The following is a 17,557-nucleotide window of genomic DNA, read 5'->3' as shown; positions in this document are numbered from 1 at the left end:
ATGATTACACTACACACTAATTTCGGCGACATTAAAATTGCCTTAAATCATGAGAAAGCACCGGTAACGGCAGAAAACTTCTTAACTTATTGTAAAAACGGGTTTTATGATAACACAATTTTCCACCGCGTGATTGACGGTTTTATGATTCAAGGCGGCGGCATGGAAAGCGGTATGCGCGAGAAAGCGACTAACGCACCGATTAAAAACGAAGCCAACAACCGTTTAAGCAACAAGCGCGGCACCATCGCCATGGCGCGTACTTCTGATCCGCATTCGGCAACGGCGCAATTCTTCATTAACGTGGCGGATAACACCTTCTTGGATTACCGTTCAAAAGAAATGTTTGGCAAAGAAGTGGTACAAGAGTGGGGCTATGCGGTATTCGGTGAAGTCGTTGAAGGCATGGATGTGGTGGACAAAATCAAAGGTGTGAAAACCGGCAACAAAGGTTTCCACCAAGACGTCCCAAACGAAGATGTGGTGATTACCTCTGTCACCGTTGACGAATAAGACTATGGGCAACTCATTGAGTTGCCTGATTTTTTTTAGATTAATATGTATTCCTTTTTCGACACCCATACTCATCTCGATTATTTACAGCAGTTCACCGGTGAGCCGTTGGTTCAGCTTATGCAAAATGCGCGTGCAGCTGGCGTGCAAAAGATCTTGATCGTCGCCGTGTTACAGCGGGATTTTAAAACGATTGAAAAAATGACCGCACTTTATCCTGAACGCTTGTATTACGGCTTGGGGCTACATCCCTTGTATATCAAAGAACACCAAGCGCAGGATTTGGATTTATTGGAACAGGCGTTAGCAACGCGTTCGCCAAATTGCACTGCCGTGGCGGAAATCGGTTTGGAACGTGCCGTACCGGAATTATTAACCGATGAACTATGGCGCAAGCAATGCGATTTTTTTGAAGCGCAACTGCATTTGGCGAAAAAGCACGATTTGCCGGTAAACATGCATTCCCGCAAGTCGCACGATCAGCTGTTCTCTTTTCTCAAACGCATTGAGGTGCCGAAACGTGGTGTTGTACATGGTTTTGCAGGCAGCTACGATCAGGCAAAACGTTTTGTGGATTTGGGCTATTCTATTGGTGTCGGCGGCACGATTACCTATGAGCGTGCTAATAAAACCCGTCAAACCATTGCGAAATTGCCACTTGATGCCTTGCTGTTGGAAACGGATTCGCCTGATATGCCGGTATTCGGTTTTCAAGGTCAACCGAATCGCCCGGAAAGAGTGCAACAGGTTTTTAAGGTGTTGTGTGAATTAAGACGCGAAGCGCCGGAGATGATTGCCGAGACAATTTGGCAAAATAGCCTCAGTAAATTTGCGTGAAGCATTAAAAATGAGTGTTTATTTCTTTTATCTATAAGGGAAGACTATGGACGAGATTAAATTTAGAGCAATGCGTGCCGCCGGTATCGGTTGTGTTGTTATGTTAGCGATTATCGGCTTTTTCGTATTCACCACACCGACAAATGCGCTTATTGATTTCTTAACGGAGGTTGGGCAGATGGCTGGCGGACGAACCACGATCGGCGTTTTCATGCTTGCCTCGTTACCGCCGTTCACCGGTTTTATTTGCTATTATTTTTGGAAATGGGTGCTTAAATAATCATGGCTAAGCTGTATTTTTATTATTCCACTATGAATGCAGGAAAATCGACAACTTTGCTGCAATCTTCCTATAACTACCGTGAACGCAACATGAACACGCTGGTTTATACGGCGGCGATTGATGATCGTTTCGGCATAGGTCGCGTGACTTCCCGCATCGGGATCAGCGAGCAAGCGAACACCTTCGCACCGGACACGGATTTATTCGCAGAAATTCAACAACATTTAGCGAAAGCACCGTTGCATTGTATTTTAGTGGATGAAGCGCAGTTTTTAACGAAAGCGCAGGTGTATCAACTAAGCGATGTGGTGGATAAATTGAACATTCCGGTGTTGTGCTATGGCTTGCGCACGGACTTCCAAGCGGAGCTTTTTGAAGGCAGTCGCTATTTGCTGGCATGGGCGGATCAGTTGGAAGAACTTAAGACTATTTGCTATTGCGGACGTAAAGCCAATTTTGTCTTGCGTCTCAATGAACAAGGCGACGTTGTCAAACAAGGGGATCAAATCCAAATTGGCGGTAACGACAGCTATTTGTCGGTGTGTCGATTACATTACAAAGAACGCATGGCGGAATAAAGTGCGGTGAATATTGACCGCACTTTGGGGATGGCGAGGGATTAAGCGATACCGGCTTTGCCTAAGGTGCCGTCATCAATCGGAGCGGCGTTTGGCGTGCCGAGAACTTCCCAGACTTTATCGCCATTTTTGAAAAACACAAATCCACCGTTGTCCATTTTTGTCCAAACTTCATCTTTTGTCAGTGGAACGGTCGTGATAATCGTGACTTTATCTCCTTCTTTGGTGTAGTCGTTGAAGTCGATGACACCGCCATCATCGACCCGTTGTGCCTTACCGAAAGGGGCTTGACGGGTGATGTAATGTAAGTTTGTTGAGCAACGCACAATCATCCATTCGCCGTTCGACAGCATAAAATTTAATGTGCCGTAGCGTGCAAGATCATTGCTGATCCGTTGAATTGCCTCAAAAATTTCTTCTTCACTGGGTTTGTGTTTAAAGCGTGTTTTGAGCTGTTCTAACATATAACAGAACGCTGTTTCAGAATCGGTGGTGCCAATCGGTTGGTAAAAAATTGTTTCGGTTACGGGCAAATTCACCAAATTGCCATTGTGCGCGAATACCCAATTTTCACCCCAAATTTCACGCATAAAAGGGTGGGTATTTTCGATGTTGACATCACCTTGCGTCGCTTTTCGAATGTGGGCAATCACGTTAAGTGACTTAATGTTATATTGTTTTACACAGTCGGCAATGGGGGAGCTGTGCCCCGGTTTATTGTCACGAAATACGCGCACGCCTTTGCCTTCAAAAAAAGCAATCCCGAAACCGTCTGAGTGAGAATCGGTTAAACCGGCACGATGGCGGAAACCTTCAAAGGAAAACACAATATCTGTCGGTGTGTTGCAATTCATTCCTAATAGTTGACACATACTTGACCTAATTTCTTAATAACCATAAAACTTATGGCGATTTAACACGATAATCCGGCAAAATTCAACTTAAACCACAGGCTGTTCTTAGAACAAAATGTTTGGCTTGATAACCGTTCTCTATGAGAAAAAAGAGTCACGGTATGCACGAATCTGTCATATAAAACGGACACTGATGCTGAAACAAAAGTGTCCGTAATGTTTTGAGAAAGGAAATTAGGCGTAGATAAGTTCAGGCGCCTTGCCGTCATTAATGGTTTGCTCGTTAACCACCACTTTTTTCAAGCCGTCTAACGAAGGTAAGTCGTACATGGTGTCGAGTAAAACGCTTTCAATAATAGAGCGTAAGCCGCGAGCGCCGGTTTTGCGGGCGAGGGCTTTTTTCGCCATGGCGACTAAGGCCTCTTGGGTGAATTCCAGTTTCACATCTTCCAACCCAAATAACGCTTGATATTGTTTACACAAGGCATTTTTCGGTTCGGTCAGAATACGCACAAGGGCTTCTTCATCTAATTCGCTTAACGGCGCAACCACCGGTAAACGTCCGATAAATTCAGGGATCAAGCCGTATTTCATTAAATCATCCGGTTCTACCTGTTTGAATAAATCCGTCAACGTGGCTTTATCTTTTTCGCTCTTAATTTCGGCGCCGAAACCAATCGCTGTGGCGACGCTGGTACGTTTTTCAATGACTTTATCCAAGCCGGCAAAGGCACCACCACAAATAAACAGAATTTTGGAGGTGTCGATGCGCAACATTTCCTGTTGTGGGTGTTTGCGTCCGCCTTGCGGTGGAATAGACGCAACCGTGCCCTCAATGAGTTTTAACAAGGCTTGTTGTACGCCTTCACCGGAAACATCACGGGTGATGGATGGATTCTCCGATTTGCGGGTGATTTTGTCGATTTCATCGATATAAATAATGCCTTGTTCCGCACGTTCGATGTCGTAATCACAATTTTGCAGTAATTTTTGTAACACGTTTTCCACGTCTTCGCCCACATAACCAGCTTCTGTCAAGGTGGTGGCATCTGCCATGGCGAAAGGTACGTTTAACATACGCGCCATGGTCTCTGCCAACAGGGTTTTACCGCTACCGGTCGGGCCGATAAGTAAAATATTACTTTTACCCAATTCCACATCATTGGTTTGATGTTTAGTGCGCAGACGTTTGTAGTGGTTATACACCGCCACCGCCAACACTTTTTTCGCGTAATCTTGGCCGATAACATAATCGTCTAAATGGGCGCGGATTTTGTGCGGTGTGGGTAATTCCTGCTCTTTTTGCGCTTCTGCGTCTTCGCTTTCGGCTTCTTCGCCATGCTCTTCGTTGAGCAACATATCGTGACACAATTCGATACATTCATTACAAATGTAACCGGAGGTGCCGGCGATGAGTTTATTGACTTCGTCTTGTTCTTTGCCACAGAAAGAACAATGTAATTCTTTATCTTTTGCCATGTTTATCTCTTAACGTTTGGTAAACACTTCATCGATTAAGCCGTAGTTTTTGGCTTCTTCTGCAGACATAAAGTTGTCGCGATCAGTGTCTTTCTCGATGGTTTCAATGGGTTGTCCGGTGTGGAATGCCAGGCGTTCGTTTAACGTGCCTTTAATTTTTAAAATCTCTTGGGCATGAATTTGAATATCCGATGCTTGTCCGCGGAAACCGCCTAACGGTTGGTGAATCATCACACGAGCATGTGGCAAGGCACCACGTTTGCCCGCTGCGCCGCCAGCGAGTAAAAAGGCACCCATGGAACAGGCTTGTCCAACGCACAAGGTGCGTACATCCGGTTTGATGAATTGCATGGTGTCGTAAATTGCCATACCGGCAGTGACGGAACCTCCCGGTGAGTTGATGTATAAATTGATGTCTTTATCGGGATCTTCTGATTCTAAGAAAAGCAATTGTGCCACAATCAGATTGGCCATGTTGTCTTCCACTTCACCGCTTAGGAAAATCACGCGATCTTTCAGTAAGCGGGAATAAATGTCATAGGCACGTTCGCCGCGGGAAGTTTGGTCAACGACCATAGGAATTACACTCATATGTTCCTCAATTTAGTCAGGATAGGGTGAAAAGTGCGGTCAGAAAAAACGGAGTTTTTTGATATTGGACGAGCCAATGGCGCCGCAAAAACAAATTTATTTCATAAAAAACGGGGGCTATTTTACCTGAAAAATTGGGTTTGCTGAATGACTATTCCGGCAAAAATAAAAATGCGGTCATTCGTTTGAAAAAATGACCGCACTTTTAGGCGTTGGAACCTGTTATTACGGTTCTTGTTTTGCCGGATCCTCTTTTAACGACTGATAGTCCACCAAGGCTCGCCAGTTAAAGACTTTGATCGGCTGCGGTTTCGGATTGAAAAAATCTTCCTGGCTTAAATGACTTTCTTTAATGCCTAACCATTGGGCAAAGCCGTGAATAAAATTAAAAGCGCTTTGCGGGTTTTTAACGAGGGTTCTTTTGGTGTCGTCACTGGAAAAACGAACAAAAGGCACCGCATAACTTTGTTTGTATTCTTTGTTATTTAGCATAGACAGATTTTTGCCTGCGCCTAAATGCGCCAACCCGTGATCCGAGAAATAAATGACCGAATAGCTTTGGCCTTGATCTTTGAGAATTTGATTCACCTCAGACAATAAGCTGTCCGTTTGTTTTAAGGTATCTAAATAACACGACATTTCTCGGCTAATTAAATGGAATTTGGGTTCTTCACCATTTAAATGGGCGCAAAAGGTCGGGTGCGAACCAATTAAATGTAAAACGATTAATTTGGTTTGATCTTTATCTTTCGCCAAAAGTTGTTTCAACGGCGCTAATAACGCCGTATCGGCAATATTGTCCGAATCATACCCGCCTTTTTTGGTAAAGAAATATTCATCTGCTTGAATACCGATACGCGATGCCATGGTGTCCCATTCGCCGACTTTGCCTTGGTTAGACAGCCAATAAGTTTTGTAATGGGCAAGTTTGGCGAGCGAGATAATGTTATCGGTGTAAACCGTCTCTTCATTGTTGTTAATGGAACGATACAGCGTGCGTTGCAAAGACGGTTGCGTATTTGGGCCGGCAGCCACATATAAATTGAAAATCAAACCGTTCACTTGTTCCAAAAACGGCGTGGTTTTTTGTGGGTAGCCATATAAAGAGGTGTAATCCCGACGCATGCTTTCGCCAATCACTAAGACATAGTTTTGATATTTTGGCTCAACGGAAAGAATGTGCCATTCCGGTGTTTTGGTTAATGCCTCATTTAAAAGATTCCGTTGGGTTAAATAGGTATTATTTACTTTAAGTGTATTTGCAAGAAAACTAACAGGGTAAAAATCCGAGGCTTTAAAAAAGTCCGCTATGCTAAATTCTTTTTCTTTGTCCGTATTGGTGATTTCTTTTGAAATAGGTTGATATAAAGCAAATGCAAGAAGAATAAAATAAATAAGATAATATGCCGATTTATGATTTTTACTTGGTGTGATATGGCGGTTGATAAATAATAAAACAATAAATAAAAGAAGATAAAAGAAAGTAAAAAAATAAATGGATAATGGCATTGCGCGAAAGAAGCCTAATGTTTCGCTAAAGTTGGTTTCATAGACGGAGGCAATAATCCCAATGGATGCCGGGCCATATAATAGGCCGGATGGGGTGTAACCTAAAGCAATAATAAAAATGAATGTCAGCGTAATAAGAAATAATGTATTGCTGTGTTTTTTTAAAGTGAAAAGCAATAATCCTAATGCCAAAATGCTGAATGTATGCGTGAGATAATGATCTAAAATGCCCAATGCAACATGAGAAAGAAAGGCAAAAATGCATAACAATAAAGCAAAAGTAAAAGGCTGATAGAAAATGTGGGATTTTTGTGTTTGAGACATCTGGTTTACCGATTATGTGTTTATTAGGGCTAAATTTTAGTCCCTTTGTGCTTAAAAATGAAGTTTTCATTGTAATACATTGGGTTATAACTATCGCTTATGAGGAAGATAGTTTTTTTATTTGCATTTACGCCTATTAATTTTAATAATGTGGTGATTTTTTAAGAAGTTTATGCAAGTAGGCATGCCTAAACAGTATGATTCCTCGTTTAGCTAAAAGGAAATTTTATGAATATTCAACAGGTTATAAAAGAAAATCGCTTGGAGCTGTTGTTCCAACAAGGGTCATTTGGCATTGAAAAAGAAAGCCAACGTGTACACGCAGACGGAGCGATTGTGGTGACGGAGCATCCAAAATGCTTCGGTAATCGTTCTTATCATCCTTACATTCAAACCGATTTTGCCGAAAGCCAACTGGAATTAATTACCCCGCCAAATAAAAAAATTGAAGATACGTTGCGTTGGTTATCTGCCATTCACGAAGTGGTGTTACGTTCTTTGCCGGAAGACGAATATGTCTTTCCGTTGAGTATGCCCGCCGGGTTGCCACCGGAAGATCAAATTAAAGTGGCACAACTGGACAATCCGGTCGATGTGGCGTACCGCGAGCATTTAGTGAAATCCTACGGTAAAAGCAAGCAAATGGTGAGTGGTATTCACTACAACTTCCAGCTTGAGCCGGCGTTTATTCAACAGCTATTTGCGCGACAAAATGACTACCAAAGTGCGGTGGATTTTCAGAACGATTTATATTTGAAAATTGCCCGTAATTTCTTGCGTTATCAATGGATCCTAGTCTATTTATTAGCGGCGACCCCGACAGTTGACGCCAATTATTTTCGCCACGGTACGCCGTTAAAAGCGGGGCAATATGTCCGTAGTTTACGTTCTGGCCAATATGGTTATGTGAATGACCCCAGTGTCAAAGTGTCTTATGACAGCCTGAACGATTATGTGAAAACCTTAGAACACGCGGTGAGTAGTGGACAGCTTATTGCCGAAAAAGAATTTTATTCCAACGTACGTTTACGTGGTGCGAAACAGGCGCGCGAATTGCTACAAAACGGCATTCAATATTTGGAATTCCGTCTGTTCGACCTAAACCCGTTTGTGGCTTATGGTATCGCCTTAAATGATGCTAAATTCGTGCATTATTTTATTTTGCTAATGGCGTGGCTGGATGAAGAATCCTTAGCAAGTGCGGTAGAATTAGGCAAAGAAAAATTAGCCCAAGTGGCGTGGGAAAATCCGCTGTCGGCAACGGCTTTCCAAGCAGAAGGCGAACGTGTTTTACAGCAATTATTGGCGATGTTGGCGGAAATTCACGCCGACGCAGAGATGACCGAGATCGTCAAAGAGAAACTGGTGCAGTTTGCTGATCCAAACCAAACGCTTGGTGCGCGCTTAGTCAATGCCATCGAAGCCCATGACGGTTATCAAAAACTGGGCGCGGAACTGGCGATTCGTTACAAAAAACAAGCCTTTGAACGTTTTTATGCGTTGTCAGCTTTCGACAACATGGAGCTTTCCACCCAAGCCCTGATGTTTGATGCCATCCAAAAAGGGCTGAAACTCGAGATTTTGGATGAGCGGGATCAGTTTTTAAGTCTGCAATTTGGCGACCACTTGGAATATGTCAAAAACGGCAACATGACTTCCCATGACAGTTATATTTCACCGCTCATCATGGAAAATAAAGTGGTGACCAAAAAAGTGTTGGCGAAAGCCGGTTTTAATGTACCGCAAAGCGTAGAATTTACCAGCGTAGAACAAGCCGTGGCCAATTATGCTTTATTCGTAGGGCGTGCTGTGGTGATTAAACCGAAATCCACCAATTACGGTTTGGGTATCAGCATTTTTCAACAGGGCGTGCATGATCGCGAGGATTTTGCCAAAGCTATTGAAATTGCTTTCCGCGAAGACAAAGAAGTGATGGTAGAAGATTACCTCACCGGCACGGAATACCGTTTCTTCGTGCTAGGTGATGAAACCCTTGCCGTGTTGTTGCGCGTGCCAGCGAATGTGATTGGCGACGGTGTGCATACGGTGGCTGAATTGGTGGCGCAGAAAAACGATCATCCGTTGCGTGGTGATGGTAGCCGCACGCCATTGAAGAAAATTGCCTTGGGCGATATTGAACAGTTACAGTTAAAAGAGCAAGGCTTAACCGTGGACAGCGTGCCGGCGAAAGATCAGCTGGTGCAGTTGCGCGCCAATTCCAACATCAGTACCGGTGGCGATTCCATTGACATGACCGAACAAATGCACCCAAGCTACAAAGCTTTGGCGGTCGGTATCACCAAAGCCATGGGCGCCGCCGTGTGTGGCGTGGATTTAATCATTCCCGATTTAACCAAACCGGCCGAGCCAAGCCTGCAATCTTGGGGTGTCATTGAAGCTAACTTTAATCCAATGATGATGATGCACATCTTCCCGTACGCAGGACAATCCCGTCGGGTGACGCAAAACGTACTGAAAATGCTCTTTCCGGAGTTGAAATAATATTCCAAGAACGCAAAGGCGAATCGGAGGATTCGCCTTTTTGTTTGCTTGAAGTGCGGTCGTTTTTGACGATGTTTTGGAGAATCAAAAACAATTAAAAAATCCACCGCACTTCTACGATAAAATTACGAAGAACGTGATTGCGTAAAATCATGGATAACGTAAGGCGAGTGGTGTACGTGGAATGCAAGATTTCCTTTGACTATTTCATTTTCTGAGGGTAATATTCACGCCCTATGCAAAAGGTAAAACTACCCCTCACTGTCGATCCGGTAAAGGATGCGCAACGAAGATTGGATTATCAGGGTTATTACTCTGCCAATCAATTAAGTCGCCTTGCCGAATCGGTCAGTAAAGTGCTCAGCGATGCACAGGTTACATTATCGTTCTTTGTTGATCCGCAAAAATTGGTTGTCATGAAAGGTCATGCTAACGTTGATGTTGAGTTACATTGTCAGCGTTGTGGTGAACCTTTTGTTCAAACCGTTGATTGTGAGTTTTGTTACAGTCCGGTGGCTAATTTGGATCAAATTGATGTATTGCCGGAAATCTATGAGCCAATTGAATTCAATGAATTCGGTGAAATAGATTTACTTGGAACAATTGAAGATGAATTAATTTTAAGTCTGCCGATTGTGCCAATGCATTCATCTGAACACTGTGAAGTGTCCGTGGCTGAACAGGTTTTTGGCGAATTGCCGGAAGAATTGGCAAAAAAACCGAACCCGTTCGCTGTATTAGCTAATTTAAAGCAAAAATAATTTAGGAGTATAGCCAATGGCTGTTCAACAAAATAAAAAATCCCGTTCACGTCGTGATATGCGTCGTTCTCACGATGCGTTAACAACTGCTGCAGTATCCGTTGATAAAGCAAGTGGTGAAACTCATTTGCGTCACCATGTGACCGCTGACGGTTACTATCGTGGTCGTAAAGTGATTAACAAGTAATTATCTCAATTACATTAAGGTAATCACTTGAGTCGTCTAACCCTTGCGTTAGATGCGATGGGCGGGGACATTGGTCCCCGTATTACTATCCCTGCATCCATTTTAGCCTTGGAGCGAGATCCAACGCTTTTTCTCTTATTGTTTGGCGATCGCCAACAAATTCTTCCGCTTTTATCTTCTGCTCCCAACAGTATTCGTCAACGTTGTGACATTGTTCATTGTACTCGAGTGATTGATAGTCGTCAGGGTATTTCCTACGCCTTGCGTCATAGCAAAGAGACCTCTATGCGGTTGGCAATTGAAGCAGTACAAAAAGGGGATGCGCAGGGCTGTGTGAGTGCGGGTGATACAGCAGCTTTAATGGGCTTATCGAAAATCTTGTTGCAACCTCTAGAAGGTATCCACCGTCCGGCACTGATTTCTACGATTCCAACGGTGACAGGTGAGCGTTCGATCATGTTGGATCTTGGGGCGAATGTTGAGTGCGATGCCGAAAACTTGCATCAATTTGCCTTGATGGGTGCCATTTTTGCAGAAAATACCTTGAATTTAGTTTATCCACGCATTGCGTTATTGAATATTGGTATTGAAGCGGTGAAAGGATACAAATCTATCCGGGATGCGGCAGATTTACTGAAAAAAGACACCGCACTTAATTACATTGGATTCCTTGAAGGCAATTTTTTACTCAATGGCAAGGCGGATGTGATTGTGACAGATGGCTTTGCCGGCAATGTTGCGCTGAAAACCTTGGAAGGCGCGGCAAAGAACGTGATTTCTCTACTGAAAAGTGATAAGAAAAAGAGTATATTAAGTCACGTTTTTGAGTATTTAATTAAATATCTTTTCAAAGATAAATACCAACGATTAAAGCAAATCAACCCTGATCAATATAATGGCGCATCGCTTATCGGTTTGACCTCTGTTGTGGTGAAAAGTCACGGAAGTGCAAATATAGAGGCATTTGCTTATGCGATTGCCGATGCGGCATTACAAGCCCAACGTCAAATTCCGCAAAAAATTTTGGCGGGCCTAAATAAAAATGAAATATCAATGAAGTAGTGAGTTCCCTCGCTATTATTTTTAACGAGATGACTATGTTTAGCAAAATTTTATCGACAGGTAGCTATTTACCGCAGCATATTCGCACCAATGCCGATTTAGAAAAAATGGTAGATACTTCAGATGAGTGGATTGTTACCCGTTCCGGTATTCGTGAACGTCGCATTGCAGCACCGGATGAAACCGTCTCTACCATGGGATTTGAAGCGGCCCAAAAAGCCATTGAAGCGGCAAACATCAATCCACAGGAAATTGATCTTATTTTAGTGGCGACAACCAGCAACTCTCACGCTTATCCAAGTGCAGCTTGCCAAATTCAAGGGATGTTAGAGATTGACGATGCTATTGCGTTTGATTTAGCGGCAGCTTGTACCGGCTTTGTGTATGCGTTAGGTGTCGCCGACCAATTTATTCGTACCGGTAAAGTGAAAAAGGCGCTCGTGATCGGTTCTGATTTAAATTCCCGTAAGTTAGATGAAACAGACCGCAGCACTGTCGTGTTATTTGGTGATGGTGCAGGTGCGGTTATTTTGGAAGCATCGGAACAAGAAGGGATCATTTCTACCCATTTACACGCCTCAGCAGATAAAAATGCCGCATTGTTACTTCCTCAGCCTGAGCGTGGCGTGGCAAAATCCGGCTATATCGAAATGCAAGGCAATGAAACCTTTAAATTGGCTGTGCGTGAACTGTCGAATGTGGTGGAAGAAACCCTTGTCGCCAATAATTTAGATAAAAAAGACATTGATTGGTTGGTGCCTCACCAAGCGAATTTACGTATTATTGCCGCTACGGCTAAAAAATTAGACATGGATATGTCGCAAGTGGTGGTAACGTTGGATCGTTATGCCAATAATAGCGCGGCAACCGTGCCGGTTGCATTGGATGAAGCAGTGCGTGACGGACGTATTCAACGCGGTCAATTGCTTCTTTTGGAAGCGTTTGGTGGTGGTTGGACTTGGGGTTCGGCTTTAGTGAGATTTTAGATAATCTGTTATCATTCGTGAAAAAAAGTGCGGTTATTTTTGACCGCACTTTTCGACTGTAACGCATATTGGAATAAATTGATTTATTTTTTAGTATAGGTAAGACACATGAAAAAATTTGCAATGGTTTTCCCAGGACAAGGTTCGCAAACGGTGGGAATGTTAGCGGAATTAGCCGGCGACTACCCAATTGTACAAGAAACTTTTAAACAAGCTTCAGAAGTATTGGGATATGATTTGTGGCAATTAGTGCAGGAAGGCCCGTCGGAAGAATTAAACAAAACATGGCAAACGCAGCCAGCGTTGTTAACGGCGTCTGTGGCCGTTTATCGTGTATGGCAACAAAAATATCCGGCATTAAAACCGGAAGTGATGGCTGGTCATAGCTTGGGCGAATATTCCGCGTTGGTGTGTGCCGGTGTGTTAGATTTCCAAGATGCGGTTAAATTAGTGGAATTGCGCGGTAAGCTTATGCAACAAGCTGTACCGGAAGGTACTGGGGCGATGTACGCGATCATTGGTTTAGACAATGACGCCATTATTAATGCCTGCAAACAAGCAGAGCAAGGCGAAGTGGTTTCGGCCGTGAACTTCAATTCACCAGGACAAGTGGTGATTGCTGGTGCGAAAGCCGCAGTAGAGCGCGCGGCTGCATTATGTAAAGAAGCCGGTGCTAAACGTGCATTACCGTTAGCAGTGAGTGTGCCTTCACACTGTGCTTTAATGAAACCGGCTGCGGATCAATTATCTGTTTCATTAGAAAGTATTACGTTGAAAGCGCCGGTAGTTGCGGTGTTAAATAATGTGGATGTCAAAGCTGAAACCGATGCCGTTGCGATTCGTAATGCTTTGGTTCGCCAACTTTATAGCCCGGTACGTTGGACAGAAACCGTAGAGAAAATGGCACAAAACGGCGTCGAAGTGTTAGTGGAAGTGGGTCCGGGTAAAGTGTTAAACGGGTTAGCGAAACGAATCGTGGATTCCTTACAAGCGGTTTCTGTAAATAATGTGAAATCCCTCGATTCCGTCGAAGAAGTATTAGCATAGTAGTGAAAAGGAGAGAAAGTTATGCAAGGTAAAATTGCATTAGTCACAGGTGCAACCCGTGGTATTGGGCGTGCGGTAGCCGAAGAATTAGTATCAAAAGGCGCTTTTGTTATTGGTACGGCGACGTCAGAGAAAGGCGCTGAAAGTATTTCTGCCTATTTAGGTGAGAAAGGCAAAGGATTGGTATTAAATGTTGCGGATCAAGCTTCCATTGATGCGGTATTGGAACAGATCAAACAAGAATTTGGCGACATTGATATTTTGGTGAATAACGCCGGTATTACCCGTGATAATTTGTTAATGCGCATGAAAGATGAAGAATGGTTCGATATTTTGCAAACCAACTTAAGTTCTGTTTATCATCTTTCTAAAGCGATGCTTCGCACCATGATGAAAAAACGTTTCGGGCGTATTATCAACATTGGTTCTGTCGTGGGCTCCATGGGGAATGCCGGTCAGACAAATTATTGTGCGGCAAAAGCCGGTCTCATTGGTTTCAGTAAAGCCTTGGCAAAAGAAGTGGCATCTCGTGGTATTACGGTAAACGTTGTGGCACCAGGCTTTATTGCTACCGATATGACAGACGTATTAAGTGAAGAGTTAAAAAATAACTTATTAACTCAAATCCCGGCAGGCCGTTTAGGTGAGCCGAAAGATATCGCTAAAGCCGTGGCATTTTTGGCTTCTGAGGATGCGTCTTATATTAACGGTACAACGTTGCACGTTAACGGTGGCATGTACATGAGCTAATGGGTAGCAAGTGGAGGTTGCGGATAAATTGGATAAATGCGTGCAAATTAATTTGCTTAATGTTAGAATCCACCCCGCAACTGTCACTTGGTTACGTCATTCAATGTCTGTGAAAGACATAACTATTTTAAACTGTATGTGGTTGCAAAAATTCGGAACTCTTTTTTGAGGTTTGACCTCTAACAAGAAATCTTGCGAAATGTTTTGTAAATACATACACTACTTAACTTATCGCAATGAGCGTAAACTTAAACATAGGAAGAAACAAATGAGCATTGAAGAACGCGTAAAAAAAATCATCGTTGAACAATTAGGCGTGAAAGAAGAAGATGTAAAACCTGAAGCGTCTTTCGTTGAAGATTTAGGTGCGGATTCTTTAGATACTGTTGAATTGGTGATGGCTTTAGAAGAAGAATTCGATATCGAAATTCCAGATGAAGAAGCTGAAAAAATCACAACTGTTCAATCAGCAATTGATTACGTTCAAAACAATCAATAATTTCTGATTCTCAATTTAGGCGGTTTAATAACCGCCTAAATTTTTTTTTATCAAAAGAAAATCACAACATCACACCGCCATCACAAAATTTCTCAATAAATCCAAAGACTAACCTTATTCTGTTATACAAACCTTCCTCATTCTCTTATAAAAACACTACATATTGTGTGTTGAATAGTTAGAAATAGCTATATATAGTATTGCCAACTTTAATCACACACTATAGGTGGCATACATGGGTACATTTTTCGTCATTAAGCGTGATGGTTCACGCATCGGGTTTGAAATTCAACGCATTATTAATGCCATTAAAAAGGCAGCCCAAGCGGTGGGTATTCAAGATGAACGTTTTTGTCATGATATTGCACAAAAAGTCAGCAATGACATTTTTGCGCATCATCAACAAGAAATTGACATTAGCCACATTCAAAAGATTGTCGAAAATCACCTGATGGCCAGCCAATACCCGCAAATTGCGCGCGCTTATATTGAATACCGCCACGAACGTGATATGGCACGTGAAAAACGCAGTCAATTAACCAAAGAAATTGAGGGCCTGATTGAACAAAGTAATGTGGAGTTACTCAATGAAAATGCCAATAAAGACGCCAAAGTGATCCCAACACAACGGGATTTATTGGCCGGTATCGTGGCGAAACATTATGCTAAACGTTACATTTTGCCGCGCGATGTCGTCGAAGCGCATGAAAAAGGTGAAATTCACTATCATGATTTGGATTATTCACCTTTCTTCCCGATGTTTAACTGTATGTTAGTCGATTTAAAAGGCATGTTGACCCATGGTTTTAAAATGGGAAATGCAGAAATCGAACCGCCAAAATCGATCTGTACCGCAACCGCTGTCACTGCCCAAATCATTGCTCAAGTGGCCAGCCATATTTACGGCGGCACCACCATTAACCGTATTGATGAAGTCCTTTCGCCTTATGTGCAGTTAAGCTATGAAAAACACCTGAAAAACGCGGAACAATGGCATATTCCAGATGCGCAAGGATATGCGCAAGCCTTGATTGAAAAAGAATGTTTCGATGCCTTCCAGTCTTTGGAATATGAAGTAAACACGCTGCATACTGCCAATGGACAAACACCGTTTGTTACCTTTGGTTTTGGCTTAGGCACAACGTGGCAAGCTCGTTTAATTCAAAAATCCATTTTACAAAATCGGATTCGCGGTTTAGGCAAAAACCACAAAACACCGGTATTCCCGAAACTGGTCTTTACTCAACGTAAAGGGGTGAATTTAGAGTCAAACGATCCGAATTACGACATCAAACAGCTTGCGTTGGAATGTGCCAGTAAACGGATGTATCCGGATATTCTGAATTACGATCAAGTCGTCAAAGTCACCGGCTCCTTTAAAGCACCAATGGGCTGCCGCAGTTTCTTGGGCGCATACGAAGAAAATGGCGAACAAATCCATGACGGACGTAACAACCTCGGCGTAGTGAGCCTCAATTTGCCACGTATTGCCATTGAAGCCAAAGGCGATGAAAAACGTTTCTATGAAATTTTGGATCAACGCTTGGCTTTGGCGAAAAAAGCCTTAATGACTCGTATTGCCCGCTTAGAACAGACCAAAGCCCGCGTAGCGCCGATTCTCTACATGGAAGGCGCCTGTGGCGTGCGTTTGAAAGCAGATGATAATGTGGCGCAAATCTTCAAAAATGGGCGTGCCTCCATTTCCCTTGGCTACATCGGCATTCATGAAACCATCAATGCGTTGTATCACCAAGGACATATTTACGATGACGAAATGCTGCGAGAAAAAGGCCGTACTATCGTAGAACACTTAAGCAACGCGGTTAAACAATGGCGTGCCGAAACAGGCTATGCCTTCAGCTTATACTCCACGCCGAGTGAAAACCTGTGCGACCGTTTCTGCCGCCTTGACACTAAACAATTCGGCGTTATCGACGGCGTGACCGACAAAGGCTACTATACCAACAGCTATCACTTGGATGTTGAGAAAAAAGTGAACCCGTATGATAAGTTAGATTTTGAAATGGTGTATCCGCCATTGGCTAACGGTGGTTTTATTTGCTACGGCGAATACCCGAACATTCAACATAACTTGAAAGCCTTGGAAGACGTGTGGAATTACAGCTACGACCGAGTGCCTTACTACGGCACCAACACACCAATAGACGAATGTTATGAATGTGGTTTCACCGGTGAATTTGAATGCACCAGCAAAGGTTTCACCTGCCCGAAATGTGGCAACCATGACAGTGAAAAAGTTTCTGTTACTCGCCGCGTCTGCGGCTACCTCGGCAGCCCGGATGCCCGTCCGTTTAATGCGGGGAAACAGGAAGAGGTGAAACGTCGGGTTAAGCACATGTAATCTTAAGGCGTTGCCAAATCTCCCCTAACCCCTCTTTGCTAAAGAGGGGGATTTTAGGCGCATTATCACGATAAAGTGCGGTCATTTTGGGGAGAGATTTTCGATTAAAAACCGAAGTTATGTCGTAGTTACACAAAGCTGAAATAACGCTCACTGAGCTTGTCGAAGTGTAAGTCATTTCAGCTTCTCCGATACACAAAACGAATGCTTCGACAAACTCAGCAAGCGTGTTGTGCATTTGGTACATAATACCGTTAAAAACACGAAAAACCTGACCGCACTTTTGCAACGCTCAAATAAAATGGGATTCTCGTATAAGACGCCTGAGCGGCTTGCCATTTTTAGGCAATTTTCGTCTGTTTGAGCGTAGCGAGTTCGAAAATTTCCGTGAAGAAAATGGCAATCAAGCGAAGAACAGCGGCTTATCCGGGTG

General features: G+C 43.3%; 18 protein-coding genes. 13 read left to right on the top strand and 5 right to left on the bottom strand.

The annotated features are described in order from the left end of the window. The 4 genes from AC30SF_RS08790 to AC30SF_RS08775 are packed head-to-tail and all read left to right on the top strand — an operon-like array spanning window position 1 to window position 2,211. Window positions 1–513, top strand: a complete 513-nt coding sequence (locus AC30SF_RS08790; RefSeq protein WP_109103932.1) for a peptidylprolyl isomerase — start codon at window positions 1–3, stop codon at window positions 511–513. Between the two features lie 45 nt (window positions 514–558). Beyond that, window positions 559–1,350, top strand: a complete 792-nt coding sequence (locus tag AC30SF_RS08785) for a TatD family hydrolase (RefSeq protein ID WP_489608200.1) — start codon at window positions 559–561, stop codon at window positions 1,348–1,350. A 46-nt stretch (window positions 1,351–1,396) separates the two neighbouring features. After that, a complete protein-coding gene (locus AC30SF_RS08780; protein ID WP_489608199.1) occupies window positions 1,397–1,630 on the top strand; it encodes a hypothetical protein in 234 nt (77 codons plus the stop codon). A 2-nt stretch (window positions 1,631–1,632) separates the two neighbouring features. Next, a complete protein-coding gene (locus AC30SF_RS08775) occupies window positions 1,633–2,211 on the top strand; it encodes a thymidine kinase (protein ID WP_489608198.1) in 579 nt (192 codons plus the stop codon). A 41-nt stretch (window positions 2,212–2,252) separates the two neighbouring features. Here the strand turns inward: AC30SF_RS08775 and AC30SF_RS08770 are convergent, their stop codons facing one another. The 4 genes from AC30SF_RS08770 to AC30SF_RS08755 form a co-directional block, all read right to left on the bottom strand. After that, window positions 2,253–3,083 (bottom strand): class II glutamine amidotransferase, encoded by an 831-nt coding sequence (locus AC30SF_RS08770; RefSeq protein ID WP_479745294.1) that lies wholly within the window; start codon window positions 3,081–3,083, stop codon window positions 2,253–2,255. Between the two features lie 216 nt (window positions 3,084–3,299). Then, entirely contained in the window at window positions 3,300–4,544 is a 1,245-nt protein-coding gene (clpX, locus tag AC30SF_RS08765) for an ATP-dependent protease ATP-binding subunit ClpX (protein ID WP_489608197.1), read from the bottom strand. Between the two features lie 9 nt (window positions 4,545–4,553). Next, window positions 4,554–5,135 carry an ATP-dependent Clp endopeptidase proteolytic subunit ClpP gene (clpP, locus tag AC30SF_RS08760; protein WP_315089891.1) on the bottom strand — a complete coding sequence of 194 codons (582 nt, stop codon included), beginning with the start codon at window positions 5,133–5,135 and terminating at the stop codon, window positions 4,554–4,556. A gap of 225 nt (window positions 5,136–5,360) precedes the next feature. Beyond that, window positions 5,361–6,968, bottom strand: coding sequence for a phosphoethanolamine transferase (locus AC30SF_RS08755; protein ID WP_489608196.1), 1,608 nt, complete (start codon window positions 6,966–6,968; stop codon window positions 5,361–5,363). A 228-nt stretch (window positions 6,969–7,196) separates the two neighbouring features. On the opposite strand from AC30SF_RS08755, the gene gshAB reads away from it, so the two are divergent. From gshAB to nrdD, 9 genes are all read left to right on the top strand, one after another. Continuing rightward, window positions 7,197–9,470 carry a bifunctional glutamate--cysteine ligase GshA/glutathione synthetase GshB gene (gene gshAB, locus AC30SF_RS08750; RefSeq protein WP_489608195.1) on the top strand — a complete coding sequence of 758 codons (2,274 nt, stop codon included), beginning with the start codon at window positions 7,197–7,199 and terminating at the stop codon, window positions 9,468–9,470. A 236-nt stretch (window positions 9,471–9,706) separates the two neighbouring features. Next, window positions 9,707–10,231: a 23S rRNA accumulation protein YceD gene (gene yceD, locus AC30SF_RS08745; RefSeq protein ID WP_489608194.1), complete on the top strand. Its 525-nt coding sequence runs from the start codon at window positions 9,707–9,709 to the stop codon at window positions 10,229–10,231. A gap of 16 nt (window positions 10,232–10,247) precedes the next feature. Then, window positions 10,248–10,418, top strand: a complete 171-nt coding sequence (rpmF, locus tag AC30SF_RS08740; protein ID WP_005544470.1) for a 50S ribosomal protein L32 — start codon at window positions 10,248–10,250, stop codon at window positions 10,416–10,418. A gap of 27 nt (window positions 10,419–10,445) precedes the next feature. After that, window positions 10,446–11,480, top strand: coding sequence for a phosphate acyltransferase PlsX (plsX, locus tag AC30SF_RS08735; protein WP_489608193.1), 1,035 nt, complete (start codon window positions 10,446–10,448; stop codon window positions 11,478–11,480). A gap of 35 nt (window positions 11,481–11,515) precedes the next feature. After that, window positions 11,516–12,466, top strand: coding sequence for a beta-ketoacyl-ACP synthase III (locus AC30SF_RS08730; protein WP_489608192.1), 951 nt, complete (start codon window positions 11,516–11,518; stop codon window positions 12,464–12,466). 108 nt (window positions 12,467–12,574) lie between these two features. Beyond that, a complete protein-coding gene (gene fabD / locus AC30SF_RS08725) occupies window positions 12,575–13,513 on the top strand; it encodes an ACP S-malonyltransferase (protein WP_489608191.1) in 939 nt (312 codons plus the stop codon). Between the two features lie 21 nt (window positions 13,514–13,534). After that, entirely contained in the window at window positions 13,535–14,263 is a 729-nt protein-coding gene (fabG, locus tag AC30SF_RS08720; RefSeq protein WP_111295745.1) for a 3-oxoacyl-ACP reductase FabG, read from the top strand. Between the two features lie 268 nt (window positions 14,264–14,531). Further along, window positions 14,532–14,762, top strand: a complete 231-nt coding sequence (gene acpP / locus AC30SF_RS08715; RefSeq protein ID WP_005544465.1) for an acyl carrier protein — start codon at window positions 14,532–14,534, stop codon at window positions 14,760–14,762. A gap of 235 nt (window positions 14,763–14,997) precedes the next feature. Beyond that, window positions 14,998–17,124: an anaerobic ribonucleoside-triphosphate reductase gene (gene nrdD / locus AC30SF_RS08710; RefSeq protein WP_489608190.1), complete on the top strand. Its 2,127-nt coding sequence runs from the start codon at window positions 14,998–15,000 to the stop codon at window positions 17,122–17,124. Here the strand turns inward: nrdD and AC30SF_RS08705 are convergent. Further along, window positions 17,111–17,371 (bottom strand): hypothetical protein, encoded by a 261-nt coding sequence (locus AC30SF_RS08705; RefSeq protein ID WP_489608189.1) that lies wholly within the window; start codon window positions 17,369–17,371, stop codon window positions 17,111–17,113. The two genes, nrdD and AC30SF_RS08705, sit on opposite strands and share 14 nt — an antisense overlap. Between the last annotated feature and the right edge of the window lie 186 nt (window positions 17,372–17,557).

The sequence above is a fragment of the Aggregatibacter valvarum genome (assembly GCF_980468985.1).
The sequence above is the reverse complement of the archived record's forward strand: the minus strand, read 5'-3'. Positions and strand labels throughout refer to the sequence as shown.